This is a genomic window from Flaviaesturariibacter aridisoli, assembly GCF_004343705.1.
GTDB lineage: Bacteria > Bacteroidota > Bacteroidia > Chitinophagales > Chitinophagaceae > Flavisolibacter > Flavisolibacter aridisoli.
The window spans coordinates 42,675-55,234 of record NZ_SKFH01000009.1 but is presented as its reverse complement, the minus strand read 5'-3'; the positions used below and the strand labels follow the sequence as shown (position 1 = coordinate 55,234).

Below are 12,560 nucleotides of genomic sequence, written 5' to 3'. Positions count from 1 at the left end.
GGGATTGGTAGGGGTTATTGCACGAGCGACTGGGCGAAGTTGACCACGCCCTGCAGGTGCTCGCGCATGAGGGCACCGCCGGCGGCGGCATCACCGTCGCGCACGGCTTCAAAGAGCGACTGATGTTCCTGCAGCGCCTTATTGGTAACGGTGTCGCACACCTTAAAGATGGAATAGTTGGTGATGATGTCGGGAATGATGATGAGCAGCAGCGATTTCAGTGCTTTGTTCTTGGCACAGTCGGCGATGCTGAGATGAAACATGAGGTCTTCGTCAACGGCTTTGATGCCGCGCTCGGCCTTGGCCAGGTAAGCGTCCAGGGCGGCCTGCAGTTGTTGCAGGTCTTCGTCCGTGCGGCGCTGGCAAGCGAGCTCCACGGCGGCCACTTCGAGCAGCACCCGTGTTTCTACAAGCGACACGAAGGACGGCGTATCGATCTTGAGCACGTCGGCGATCAGGTTTTCGAGGGCCGTGATGCCGATGCTGGCCACGAAAGTGCCGCTTTGCGGGCGGGTGCGGAGAATGCCGTAAAACTCCAGCTTGCGCAGCGCTTCCCGCACGTGCGTGCGGCCCACGCCCATCTGCTCGGAGAGCTTGCGCTCCGGCGGCAGCTTGTCGCCGGGCTTCAGGGCGCCGGAAATCAGGAGCTCTTTGATCTGCCGGATGATCAGGTCGACGGGCCCTTCGAGGGCTACTTCCCGGAAGGCCGGCAATACTTCACTCATAAGCTGTCGTTTGGGGACAAGTTTAGTGCAAAATCGCGGCTAAAAAAATTGGTCGACCAATTCAGGAATTTCCGGTAGCGTTACCGGTAATTGTAAGTCATTCAAAAACAAACGAATACAAATCGCTCAAATTTTTATGGTGGTCACTTCAACGCTCACTCGCCAATTGGTCGACCAATTTTGTCTCTATATTTAGTCCGGATACGAACCGAACAAAACGATTGTCCGAATTCCAAACCTGCTATTATGAGAACGCACAAATTGCTGCTGCTTTTTACCCTGAATTGCCTGTTTTGGCTTTCCGCCGACGCCCAGCAGCGCGAAGTGACCGGCCGGGTGCTCGACGCCACGTCGGGTGAAGCGCTGACCGGCGTCAGCGTACTGGCCGAGAAAACGAACACCCCGGTACAGACCGGCCGCGACGGTTCCTACCGCGTTACCGTGAACGGGGGCAGTAAATCGCTCATCTTTTCTTCCATCGGCTACAGCACCCAGACGGTTACCATCGGAAACCGCACCGTTATCGAGGTACAGCTGCAGCGCAACAACAAGGCGCTCGACGAAGTGGTGGTGATCGGCTACGGCACCCAGAAGAAGTCGCACCTTACCGGCGCTGTTTCGAAGTACCAGAACGAAAAGCTCGACCAGGCGCCCGTGTCGCGGGTAGACCAGGCGCTGCAGGGTCGCATTGCCGGTGTACAGGTGCAGAACCTGAGCTCCGAAGCCGGCTCCGACCCGCGGATCCGCGTGCGCGGCGTCACCTCACTCGGCGCCTCCTCCGACCCGCTGGTGGTGGTGGACGGTCACCCGGTGCCCGACGGCCTTGCGTTCGTGAACCCCGCCGACGTACAGTCGGTGGAAGTGCTCAAAGATGCCGCCTCGGCCGCCATCTACGGCTCGCGCGGCTCCGCAGGCGTCATCCTCATTACCACGAAGAGCGGATCGGCCAACCGCACCCGCTACAACTTCAAGTTTTCCACCGGTGTCAAGTACGCGTATCAGACCTACCCGATGCTGACCACAACGGAGTACACCAACCTGCTTTTTTACGAAGCGTCGCTGCGGGCGAAAGATCCTACCGTTACCGGCAATGCGAATCTTATCGCCAGCAACGAGCGCGCGGGCTACGTGATCGAGAACGACCTCCTCGGCGGCCAGGCCACCGACTGGCAAAGCCAGGCACTGCGCAATGCCAACCAGAAGAACGCGCAGTTCTCCGTATCCGGCGGCCGCTCCGACCTGCGCTACTACCTGTCGGGCGGCTACCAGCGCGACCAGGGCCTGATGTACCACAGCGAATACGAGAAGTTCAACATCCGCGCGAAGCTCGACGCCAACCTCGGCAAGCGCGTGAAGGTGGCCTTCAACATCAACCCTTCCTATTCGAAGCGCGAGCAGCCTTCGGTGAACTACATGGACTTCGTGCGCTTCTATTCATTCCTCCCGGTATACCACACCGAAGCCACGGCTGCATTCGTGCGCCAGAACCCGGCCTGGGCGGGCATCAAAGCCGGCGACTGGGTACAAGCGCGCCACTTCAGCGGCCTTAATTATTCGGGGCTGATGCCCGACGGCACGATGTGGACCTCCTCGGGCCCGCAAACGCCCTTCAGTTCGGCCAACAACACACCGAAGTCGATCATGGAGAACGCCACCGACTTCGCCAACGAATACCGCGTGGTGAGCTCGGGCGACATTACCATCAACATCATCAAAGGCCTCGATTACAAGGCTATGGGCAGCGTTTATATCAATACCAACGACCGCCTGCGTTTCGACAAGAAGAATGCGCGCGCCGACGGTACGGTCAACAAGGGTGTGTTCAACAACAACCTGGGCATCGACCTCCTTGCCGAACACACGCTGACCTATACCCGTAAACTCGGCAAGCACAACATGACCCTGCTCGGCGGCTACACGGTGCAAAGCACCCGCAACAGCGCGCAGCAGGTGACCGGCCTCGACTTCCCCACCGACGATATCCAGGCCCTCGACCTGGCGGCTTCCAAAGACGTGTCGCCGCTCGCTACGTTCAGCCGCAAATCGCGCCAGGGGCTCAACTCGCTCCTCGGCCGCGTGCTCTACAGCTACAACGACCGCTACCTGTTTTCCGCCTCGCTGCGCCGCGACGGCTCTTCGAAGTTTGCACCCGGCCACAAGTGGGGCACCTTCCCCGCCGTGTCGGCAGGTTGGGTATTGAGCCAGGAAAAATTCATGGAGAAAGTGGTCTGGATCAACCAGCTGAAGCTGCGTGGCAGCTGGGGCCTTACCGGCAACAACCGCATCCCCGACTTCGTATGGGTGGAGCAACTATACCCCTCGCCTTACGTATTCGGCGGGGGCAACGGCACGGTGGCGGGCGGCATGATCCCCTCGAGCGACCTGCTGGCCAATGAGGACGTTACCTGGGAGCGCACCTTCCAGTTCAACACCGGCCTCGACCTGTCGCTGGTCCGCGGCCGCCTCAACGTTTCGCTGGATCTGTACGAGTCGAAGAGCGACCAGCTGCTGCTGCGTCCCGAGATCCTCGGCATCACCGGCGCCACGGTTTCGTATGTAAACATCGGCAAGGTGCGCAACCGGGGCATCGAGCTGGAGCTGAACAGCACCAACGTGGTGCGCAACCGCTTCCGCTGGACCTCCGCTCTGAACTTCTCGATGAACCGCAACAAGCTCGTTTCGCTTCCCGACACGCTGTCGAAGACCGGCGAGCGCGAAGACCAGTACCGCAACATCGTAGGCGGCCCGATGGTACAATACTGGGGCTACGTGACCGACGGTGTGTTCCAGTCGAAGGCGGAAGCCGATTCGCTGAGCCTGCTGTATAACGCAAGCGCCCTTTCCACCAGCTACTTTACCGCCGGCGGCCTCAAGATCCGCGACCTCAATGGCGACCACAAGCTTGATCAGAACGACCGCACGGTGATCGGCAATCCGTACGCCGACTTTACCTGGGGCATCAACAACAACGTGACGATGGGCTCTTTCGACCTGAGCTTCCTGGTCCAGGGATCGCAGGGCGGGCAGATCGTGAACGGAGACGCCGGCTACAACGAAACGAAGCGCGTCAACCGGAACTACATCGACAACCGCTGGATCAGCCCGATGAACCCCGGCGACGGCCGCACACCCTATTCCACCAATGGTGGTGTGAGCTGGGTGGCTACCGACTATATGGTGGAAGACGCTTCCTACTGGGCCCTGCGCGAGCTGATCGTCGGCTACACGCTGCCCGCAAAATGGACCAAAGCGATCCGCCTCAGCTCGGCGCGCTTTTACTTCACGGCGCAAAACCTGTATTACCATTTCGCCAGCGGCTACCGCGGCATCAACCCCGAAGCGCGGATGACCTCCGGCGGCTACAACGACCCCCAGATCGATGGCTACCAGCGTGGCGCCTTCCCGCTTTCGAAAAGCTACCAGTTCGGCATCGACGTTAACTTCTAACCGCCAAAGAGCTCCTCATGAAACGTACTGCAATCCTCCTGGGCGTGCTGCTCGCCGGCACCAGCGCCTGTAAGAAAAATATCGACCTCTACCCCGAGTCGAACCTCACTTCATTCACTTATTACAACAACACCGACGAGCTGCGAGCCGGCATCAACGGCGCCTACTCTGGGCTCTCCGGTCCGCTCTTTTACGAGTGGCAGGTGACCGAGCTGCGCAGCGACAACGCAAAGCAGGGCGAGACCGGCAGCACTTCGGTGTCGAACCAGGACCTGAACGAACTCGATATGTTCGCCGTATCGTCCACGCACGGCGGCGTGTTGTCGTACTGGCTGGAGTCTTACGCCAATATCCGCAACAGCAACCTGATCCTGCAGAAGCTGGGTGTTAATTACGATGCCGCTTCGGGCAACAGCAGCCTCGGCAGCATCGGCGCCGCCATCTCGGAAGCCGACCGCAAGCAGTTTGCGGGCGAAGCGCTGTTCATCCGGGCCTATCATTATTTCAACCTCGTGCGCCTGTATGGCGGTCTTCCGCTCGTAACGCAGCCCACCTCACCGGTAGCGGCGCTCGGCATCGGGCGTTCGTCGGTGGCCGACACCTACAAGCTAATTGAAGGCGACCTGCGTACGGCTGTCTCGTTCCTGGGCAGCGCGCCCTTCGGGCAGATCCCCTCGGCCAGCATCGGCCGCGCCAACGCCTGGGCCGCCAAAGGAATGCTTGCCAAGGTGTATCTCACACAGGGCCGAAAAGCCGAGGCGCTGCCGCTGCTCACTGATGTGAAAGACAACAGCGGCTACGGCCTCGCACCGACCTATGCCGGCATCTTCGCCATTAATTCCGAAATGAGCAGTGAGATCCTGTTTGCCATCCGTTTCCGCGCAGGTGGCTTCGGCACCGGCTCGCCCTTCGCCAACCTGTTTGCGCCCCTCAACAGCGGCACGCAGGTTATCAATGGCGACGGCAAAGGTCTGAACGCACCCACGGCCGAACTCGACACGCTGACCAACGGCGATCCCCGGAAGCCGGTGCTGATCGGCGCTTTCAACACCCGACTCTATCCAAAGAAATACCTCTCGCCGGTGACCACCGTGAGCGATGCAGAAAACGACTGGCCGGTACTTCGTTATGCCGATATCCTGCTGCTGATCGCCGAGGCGCAGGGCAATACGCCCGCCAGCATCGACCTCATCAACCGGGTGCACGTGCGCAACGCGCAGCAGCCGCCCATCGACCCGGCCACGATTACTACGACCGCGCAGTTCGAGCAGGCCCTCTCCACCGAGCGCCGCATTGAGTTCGCCTTTGAAAACCAGCGCTGGTTCGACCTCGTTCGTTTCAACACAACGCTCACTACGGTCAGCGCCGAGCAAACGATGAAGGACCACTTCGCCCACGAGTTTGCACGCCACTATGCGCTGTTCCCCGCGCCGGTAACGACGTTGTCGGAGCTGCAGGGCCGCGTGACGCGCGAGCGCCTCCTGCTGCCGATCCCGCAACGGGAGATCGATAACAGCACCCAGCAACCGCTGACGCAAAACCCCGGATATTAAACATGATGACACCGCAATCTTTTTCCCTCGCCGGGCGAAAAGCCCTCGTTACCGGCTGCAGCCGCGGCATCGGCCAGGCTATCGCCGTCGGGCTCGCTGAAGCCGGCGCCGACATCATCGGTCATTCCGCCACCCTGCGGCCGGGCAGCGACACCGAGCGTATGGTAACCGCCACGGGCCGCCGCTTTTGGCCCTATGCCGCCGACATCGGCAACCGCGACAGCCTCTACGCTTTCATCTGGCAGCTGCGCGAAGACCACCCGGAGATCGACATCCTCGTTAATAATGCCGGAACGATCCTCCGTGCACCAGCGGCCGAGCATCCTGACGACTATTGGGACCGGGTGCTCGCCATCAACCTCGACGCGGCTTTTATCCTCACCCGCGAGATTGGCAAGGGAATGCTGGCGCGTGGGAGCGGGAAGATCATCTTCACCTGCTCGCTGCTGTCGTTCCAGGGCGGCATCAACGTGCCCGGTTATGCTGCCAGCAAAGGGGCGGTGGGCTCGCTGCTCAAGGCCTTCGCCAACGAATGGGCGGGCCGCGGCATCAACGTCAACGGCATCGCGCCGGGGTATGTGGCTACCGATAATACCGAGGCCCTGCGCGACGACCCGCCGCGCAGCGCAGCTATCCTGGGCCGCATTCCCGCGGGTCGCTGGGGCGAGCCGGAAGACTTCAAAGGGCCCGCGGTTTTCCTGGCCTCCCAGGCTTCAGCGTACGTGCACGGCACCCTGCTCACCGTCGATGGTGGCTGGATGGGCCGCTGACCTTTTATGAATTGTTATCACCACAACGAACCGAGAAATGGAAGTACGATACGAATCGAGCCGTCGCGAAACCGCGTCAATGAACACCGAAGAATTACGCAGCAATTTCCTCATCCAGTCGCTGATGCAACCGGGCGTCGTGCGGCTGGTCTACAGCCACTACGACCGCATGATCGTGGGCGGCGCTGTGCCGCTGGGCAACCCGCTGAAGCTGGACACGCACAGTGAACTGAAGTCGGATTATTTCCTCGAGCGCCGCGAGCTGGGCGTGATCAACGTCGGCGGACCCGGAACGGTGCAGGTGGACGGCAAGAGCTTTTCGCTCGACAAGCTCGACGGCCTGTATGTGGGCCGCGGCGTGCAGGCCGTGACCTTCGCCTCCGACGATGCGTCGGCCCCGGCTCATTTTTACCTGCTGTCGGCCCCCGCGCACGCTGTCTACCCGGCGCACCGATGCACAGCCGCGGAAGCGGCGCCCGTAACGCTGGGCGATGCCGCCACGTCGAACCGAAGGACCATTTACAAGTATATTCACGCCGAAGGCATCCAAAGTTGCCAGCTCGTGATGGGCCTGACGCGCCTGGATACGGGCAGCGTTTGGAACACGATGCCGCCGCACCTGCACAGCCGGCGGATGGAAGTCTATTTTTATTTCGATGTGCCGGATGGGCAGCGGGTATTTCACCTGATGGGCGAGCCGCAGCAAACGCGGCACCTGGTGGTAGCCAACCACGAAGCGCTGCTCTCGCCGCCCTGGTCGATCCATGCGGGCTGCGGCACGGCCAACTACGGTTTTATCTGGGGTATGGCCGGCGAAAACCGCGACTATACCGACGTAGATGCCGTACCGCTGCACACGCTGGCTTAGGCGCGACCTTTAGCGCAGAATCTCGTCGAGTGAAATGGCTTCCAGGTAGGGGGCCAGCGATGCTGTGCCCGTAAAGCAACGGAATTCAGCGGGGTCATCGTCGTCGGAACCATACACGACCTCGGCGTAAAAGTGATCGAGCTGAAAGAGAAAATACTGGCCGCCGGCGTGGCGGCGGCGGGCTACCACGGTGCCGTCGTGCATGAGGATCACCATTTTTTCTTCCGCGGACAGGCCGATAAAATCAGATAGCAGCATAGTAAGATGTTTTAAACGTGGTTAACGAATAAAGGCGTACTGAATGCGAGGCTCTGAAAATTGAGGCGAGAGGCTGGGGCCGCCAAAGAGAAAAAAGGGGTTGGCGGGGGATTGGTTTCGTCAAATATAACACTCCGCCGTTACCGTTGTTCAGCACTAAGAAATTTTTAACCCTGCCCGCTGGGGCGGCGCCCGGATGCCGGTGGAACCCCCGACATTTGCGGCATGACCCCGCCCGCGATCCGCCTGCGCCCCGCCACTACCGAAGACGCCCACGCGTTGCTGCACATTTACCGGCCTTATATCGAGCACAGCGCCATCACCTTCGAAGAGGAGTCCCCCTCAACGGAGGCCTTTGCCGCCCGTATTGCGCAATGCCTGCAGCGCTATCCCTGGCTCGTGGCCGAAGTGGACGGGCAGGTGGCCGGTTATGCCTATGCGGCGCCCTACAACGAGCGGGCGGCCTACCAGTGGGCCTGCCTGTCGTCGGTGTACCTGGCGGAAGGATTCAAGGGCAAGGGCGTGGCCCGGCCGCTTTACGAGACACTGTTCGCCCTGCTGCGCGCCCAGGGCTACCGGAGCGTGTTTGCGCTCATCACGCTGCCCAACGAGCCGAGCGTGCGCCTGCACGAGCGCTGCGGCTTTCACTACTTCACCACTTTTGAAAACATCGGGTTCAAGCTCGGAAGCTGGCACAAGGTCGGCTGGTGGCGACTCGACCTCGCCGGTTTCAGCGACCGCCCGGAGGTGCCGCTGCGCTTTGCGCAGCTGCCTGCGGAGGCGCTTGCCGCCCACCTTTCCCCCAAATAGCCAACGCAAACCGGAAAGCAAAAAGGCCGCCGAAGGCGGCCTTGCAGGCAAGTGGTCTGGCTATAGCGATCAGGCGTGCAGCGACAACAGCGGTACGCGGGTATGAAACGCCTGTTCGCGGGTGAGGCTTTTATGAAAGAGCGCCTGCAGTCCGCGCTTGCGGTGGGTCACCATCGCCACGAGGTCGATCTGCTGATCGCGCACGTATTTTTCGAGCGATTCGTTGACGTCATTCCCGCTGATCACTTCGCTGGTAATCACGTCGAGGCCGAAATCCGCTTCCCATTTCTGCGACAGCGCACTAAGAGCGCCGGCGCGCTCCTTGCGGCGGACCGGGTCGGTATTTTCTTCGGTTACGTGCAGCGAACGCAGGGTAGCGCCGCAAAGGGCCTGCAGGCGGAACACCGGCGCCAGCAGCGATTCGCGTTCCTCGTTTTCCACGGCCAGCACGATGCGGGCGGGAAGGCCCCCGCTGTAGTGCACGGGCACCACCAGCACCGGCACGGTGCAGGCGGCAAGTACGGCCGCGGCGTTGGTGCCCAGCACCGTGCGCAGGCCTTCGGCACCGCGGGTGCCCATTACCAGCAGCTCGGGGTCGTAGCGCTCCACGGCGTTTTGCACGGCGTCTTTCAGTTCACCGTTGACCACGAGCGTGGTCATGGAGATGTCTTTGGGACAGCGTTCGCGGTAGTCGGCGAAGCGGGCGCCGGCTTCGGCTACGCGACACTGGTTGTATTCCTGGATGCCTTCGGGCTGAATGGCGTAAGAGGGCAGGGGCAGCGAAAGCGCGTTCAGCACGATCAGCTCGGCGCCGCTGCGTTCGGCCAGCAGTACGGCGTAATGAAAGGCGCGGTCGGCGGCCGGCGAAAAATCGGTGGGAACGAGAATCCGTTTCATAATTGTTATTTTGTTCCCACAAAGCTGCGCCGTTTGTCCGGCCCCGTTCATGACCCCCGGGCGCCGCACTCCTGATGCTGAATAGGTCGGTTGGTGACGCCGCTCAGGAAGCAAAAGCAAAAGGGCCGCAGTTGCGGCCCTTTTTGAATCGGTCATTTTTCGGGAAACATCAGTGAGCCTGGTAGCCCGGGTTGTCGGTAGTGCCGCCACCCTGGTTGCCGGCGTGCATCGAAGGCGAGCCCTCGCTGTTGCTGCGCGAAGCCGCGGGCTGGCTGTCCTGCGGCGTGTTGCCGTAAGCGGCGCCGGAGCCCATCTGGCTGCCCGTGCCGCCGGCGGTATGGCTACCGGTGGCGTTGCTGCCACCGCTGGTAGCGGTATTGCTGCTGCCTCCCGCGTTGGGGTTATGCTTCGTTTCGATGTATTCCTTGAAGTTCATCACGTCCTGGCGGATCATCCGCTCAAATACCGGGTTGAGCGCCTTGGCCAGGCCCGCACCCAGCTCACCGGCGGGGGCGTGGTAGGAGATGATCACTTCCAGCTCCGTACCCTGTCCGCCGAGGGCGTCGTGGAAGACCACCTTGCCTGCATTGGAGATCGTTGCGTTGGGGATCGACTGCCAGCCAATCATGTAGCCTTCTTCCTCTTTCACGATCTCGGCGTTCCACTTGATCTTGCCGATGCCGCCGGGTATGGTGGCCTCCCAATGCGAGTGCTTTTCGTCGATCTCCGTAACCGAAGCGAGGTGCTTCATGAACAGGGGCAGGTTTTCGAGCTTGCGCCAGAAGCGATACACTTCATCCTTGGGTTTGTTCACGATGAGGTTTGTACGGATGTTGATGGCGTCGGTGCGCTCCACACCGGCCTGCTTGCCGATAGCGGAATACACGGGGCAGTGCCCGGAGGCGCCGCGGTAGAGCAATAAGCCGCCGATAGCAGTCTTCAGCAAGCCGTTGACGGGGTGGCGAAACAGGTTGCCCAGTCCGGAAGAAAGCAGGAACGCGCCCATGGCGGTGCTGAAAAGACGCTCGGTCTGTCCCACATTCACCACGCCGCTCTGTCCTTCCTGGGGCTGGAATTCGTTGTCGGCATGCCAGCTGCCGTAGTTTTCGTTATTAGCCATAACAAAGAGGGTTGTTTAAAATGAAGTGATGCTGGCATGTTTGCAATTCTTGTGCCTCCGACCCAGACCCATTCCCCGGCCCCTTCCTAACGGGAAGGGGAGCAGACCACGGCACCGGCTCCTCACCAGGAAGGAGGGGGGCGGAGCGAACGGCCAAAACAAAGCCCCGGTGCCGGTTGCACCGGGGCTTTGCAGTCCCATTTTTTTTAAAAAGGGGTTAGGGGTTGGGCTGGTACACCTTCAGGGCTTCTTCGAGGCAATCCATCGCCGCATCCAGGTCGCCCTGGTTGAGCACGTAGGCAAGGCGCACTTCGTTCTTGCCGAGGCCGGGGGTACCGTAAAAGCCGGTGGCCGGCGCCAGCATTACCGTATTGCCTTTGTATTGGAACGATTCGAGCAGCCACTGGCAAAAGCGGTCGGAGTCGTCGATGGGCAGGCGGGCGATGGCGTAAAAGGCGCCGCCGGGATTGGGGCAATACACACCTTCCATAGCATTGAGGCGGCGCACGAGCAGGTCGCGGCGGGCCATATACTCGGCCTTGGGGGCGTCAAAGTAGGCATCGGGCAGGTCCACGGCTGCCTCACCCAGGATCTGGGCCAGCCCCGGGGGGCTGAGGCGCGCTTGCGCGAATTTCATGGCCGCGGCCAGCACGTCCTTGTTTTTGGTAACGAAAGCGCCGAGGCGGGCACCGCAGGCGCTGTAGCGCTTGCTTACCGTGTCCATCAGCACCACGTGCTGGTCCATGCCCTCAAGGTGCAACGCGCTGATATAAGCGCCGTCGTAGCAGAATTCACGGTAGGCTTCGTCGGAGAACAGGTACAGGTCGTGCTTCAGGCAGATCGTCTTGAGCGCTTCCATTTCTTCGCGGCTGTAGAGGTAGCCGGTGGGGTTGTTGGGGTTGCACACGATGATCGCGCGCGTTTTTTCGGTGATCACCTTTTCGAAATCGGAAATCGGCGGTAAGGCGAAACCGTTTTCGATGCGGGCGGTGATGGGCACCACGGTAACGCCGGCGGCCACGGCGAAGCCGTTGTAGTTGGCGTAGTAAGGCTCCGGAATGATCACTTCGTCGCCGGGGTTGAGGCAGGTGAAAAAGCCGAACTGGATGGCTTCCGAGCCGCCCGTGGTGATGATGATCTCCTCGGGCGAGACCGTGATGCCGACCTTTTTATAATACTGCGTCAGCTTGCGGCGGTAGCTTTCGTTGCCGGCGCTGTGGCTGTATTCGAGCACCCGGATATCGGCGTGACGCACGGCGTCGAGGATGGCCGGCGGTGTTTCCACATCGGGCTGGCCGATGTTCAGGTGAAACACATGGGTGCCGGCGCGCTTGGCGGCTTCGGCGTAAGGAACGAGTTTCCGGATAGGGGAGGGCGGCATCTGCTGACCGCGCTGGGAGATCTGAAGCATGGCGCAAAATTAATGGGGTAACCCCGCACTTTGCGGGGCAAGTTGTGCGAATGGGGGGATGATGCATGAAGAGAGAGCACATTTGTACGACTTCCTGCCCGTTGCCAGGAAACGGATAGACCAATTAACAAAAGCCCCCGCTGGAGGCGGGGGCTTTTCAGAAGAGAATGGGGCTTTAACTTATTTGGACGATTTCGTCTTTGCCTTTTCTTTCGTGCTGCTGGTCTTCACCTTGGTCTTGTTTTCAGCGGCGGCGGGAGCGGCAGGCTTGGCGCTGTGGCTGGCATCCCAGGCGGTGGCGTCCATGGTCTCACCGGTGATGGTCAGTACCTTGGGTTCGTTTACACCAGCGAATTTCACGGTTACCGTCTTGGTAAAGGCGCCCATGGCGGCGGCGTTGTAGTTCACGGGCAGCTTGGCCGTGGCGCCGGGAGCGATGGGTTCTTTGGGAACGGTCGGCGTGGTGCAGCCGCAGGAGCCGGTAGCGCTTTCGATCACAACGGGCTTGTCGGAGATGTTCTTGATCTCGAAGGCCGTGTTCACGGGTACACCCTGCTTGATCTTGCCGAAGTCGTACTTCTCGGTGCTTACTTTAACCACCTGGTCAACTTTCACGTCTTGGGCGTTGGCTGCAAAACCGCCAACGATCAGGGCGGCGGCGAGGAGGAGCTTTCTCATTTTTCGGTTATTGTTTTTTTTAG

Annotated in this window: 11 protein-coding genes; 5 read left to right on the top strand and 6 right to left on the bottom strand. The window is 60.8% G+C overall.

Annotation, left to right across the window (positions count from 1 at the left end):
* Positions 1 to 14 precede the first annotated feature (14 nt).
* Complete coding sequence (locus tag E0486_RS07690) at positions 15 to 725, bottom strand: FadR/GntR family transcriptional regulator (RefSeq protein ID WP_131851572.1); 711 nt, start codon at positions 723 to 725, stop codon at positions 15 to 17.
* 246 nt (positions 726 to 971) lie between these two features.
* Between E0486_RS07690 and E0486_RS07685 the strand changes: the two genes are divergently transcribed.
* Genes E0486_RS07685 through kduI form a run of 4 tightly spaced genes read left to right on the top strand, consistent with a single transcriptional unit; the run spans position 972 to position 7,363 of the window.
* Entirely contained in the window at positions 972 to 4,172 is a 3,201-nt protein-coding gene (locus tag E0486_RS07685) for a SusC/RagA family TonB-linked outer membrane protein (protein ID WP_131851571.1), read from the top strand.
* 17 nt (positions 4,173 to 4,189) lie between these two features.
* Positions 4,190 to 5,725 carry a RagB/SusD family nutrient uptake outer membrane protein gene (locus E0486_RS07680; protein WP_131851570.1) on the top strand — a complete coding sequence of 512 codons (1,536 nt, stop codon included), beginning with the start codon at positions 4,190 to 4,192 and terminating at the stop codon, positions 5,723 to 5,725.
* Between the two features lie 2 nt (positions 5,726 to 5,727).
* Positions 5,728 to 6,495, top strand: coding sequence for an SDR family oxidoreductase (locus E0486_RS07675; protein ID WP_317129410.1), 768 nt, complete (start codon positions 5,728 to 5,730; stop codon positions 6,493 to 6,495).
* Positions 6,496 to 6,532: 37 nt separating this feature from the next.
* A complete protein-coding gene (gene kduI / locus E0486_RS07670) occupies positions 6,533 to 7,363 on the top strand; it encodes a 5-dehydro-4-deoxy-D-glucuronate isomerase (protein WP_131851569.1) in 831 nt (276 codons plus the stop codon).
* Between the two features lie 9 nt (positions 7,364 to 7,372).
* Here kduI and E0486_RS07665 read toward each other — a convergent pair whose 3' ends face one another.
* Positions 7,373 to 7,621 (bottom strand): hypothetical protein, encoded by a 249-nt coding sequence (locus E0486_RS07665; protein WP_131851568.1) that lies wholly within the window; start codon positions 7,619 to 7,621, stop codon positions 7,373 to 7,375.
* Between the two features lie 225 nt (positions 7,622 to 7,846).
* On the opposite strand from E0486_RS07665, the gene E0486_RS07660 reads away from it, so the two are divergent.
* Positions 7,847 to 8,431 carry a GNAT family N-acetyltransferase gene (locus E0486_RS07660; RefSeq protein ID WP_131851567.1) on the top strand — a complete coding sequence of 195 codons (585 nt, stop codon included), beginning with the start codon at positions 7,847 to 7,849 and terminating at the stop codon, positions 8,429 to 8,431.
* A gap of 69 nt (positions 8,432 to 8,500) precedes the next feature.
* Here E0486_RS07660 and E0486_RS07655 read toward each other — a convergent pair whose 3' ends face one another.
* From E0486_RS07655 to E0486_RS07640, 4 genes are all read right to left on the bottom strand, one after another.
* On the bottom strand, positions 8,501 to 9,328 hold the full coding sequence (locus E0486_RS07655; RefSeq protein WP_165917237.1) for a universal stress protein: 828 nt from the start codon (positions 9,326 to 9,328) through the stop codon (positions 8,501 to 8,503).
* Between the two features lie 169 nt (positions 9,329 to 9,497).
* Positions 9,498 to 10,448, bottom strand: a complete 951-nt coding sequence (locus tag E0486_RS07650; protein ID WP_131851565.1) for an SRPBCC family protein — start codon at positions 10,446 to 10,448, stop codon at positions 9,498 to 9,500.
* Between the two features lie 217 nt (positions 10,449 to 10,665).
* A complete protein-coding gene (locus E0486_RS07645; protein ID WP_131851564.1) occupies positions 10,666 to 11,859 on the bottom strand; it encodes a pyridoxal phosphate-dependent aminotransferase in 1,194 nt (397 codons plus the stop codon).
* Positions 11,860 to 12,039: 180 nt separating this feature from the next.
* Positions 12,040 to 12,537 carry a DUF1573 domain-containing protein gene (locus E0486_RS07640; RefSeq protein WP_131851563.1) on the bottom strand — a complete coding sequence of 166 codons (498 nt, stop codon included), beginning with the start codon at positions 12,535 to 12,537 and terminating at the stop codon, positions 12,040 to 12,042.
* Between the last annotated feature and the right edge of the window lie 23 nt (positions 12,538 to 12,560).

What these genes read in the sequence shown, in the direction of transcription:
- E0486_RS07655 (WP_165917237.1), bottom strand. Translation starts at nt 9,328, where the DNA reads ATGAAACGGATTCTCGTTCCCACCGATTTTTCGCCGGCCGCCGACCGC.
- E0486_RS07640 (WP_131851563.1), bottom strand. Translation starts at nt 12,537, where the DNA reads ATGAGAAAGCTCCTCCTCGCCGCCGCCCTGATCGTTGGCGGTTTTGCA.
- E0486_RS07645 (WP_131851564.1), bottom strand. Translation starts at nt 11,859, where the DNA reads ATGCTTCAGATCTCCCAGCGCGGTCAGCAGATGCCGCCCTCCCCTATC.
- kduI (WP_131851569.1), top strand. Translation starts at nt 6,533, where the DNA reads ATGGAAGTACGATACGAATCGAGCCGTCGCGAAACCGCGTCAATGAAC.
- E0486_RS07675 (WP_317129410.1), top strand. Translation starts at nt 5,728, where the DNA reads ATGATGACACCGCAATCTTTTTCCCTCGCCGGGCGAAAAGCCCTCGTT.
- E0486_RS07680 (WP_131851570.1), top strand. Translation starts at nt 4,190, where the DNA reads ATGAAACGTACTGCAATCCTCCTGGGCGTGCTGCTCGCCGGCACCAGC.
- E0486_RS07690 (WP_131851572.1), bottom strand. Translation starts at nt 725, where the DNA reads ATGAGTGAAGTATTGCCGGCCTTCCGGGAAGTAGCCCTCGAAGGGCCC.
- E0486_RS07660 (WP_131851567.1), top strand. Translation starts at nt 7,847, where the DNA reads ATGACCCCGCCCGCGATCCGCCTGCGCCCCGCCACTACCGAAGACGCC.
- E0486_RS07650 (WP_131851565.1), bottom strand. Translation starts at nt 10,448, where the DNA reads ATGGCTAATAACGAAAACTACGGCAGCTGGCATGCCGACAACGAATTC.
- E0486_RS07685 (WP_131851571.1), top strand. Translation starts at nt 972, where the DNA reads ATGAGAACGCACAAATTGCTGCTGCTTTTTACCCTGAATTGCCTGTTT.
- E0486_RS07665 (WP_131851568.1), bottom strand. Translation starts at nt 7,621, where the DNA reads ATGCTGCTATCTGATTTTATCGGCCTGTCCGCGGAAGAAAAAATGGTG.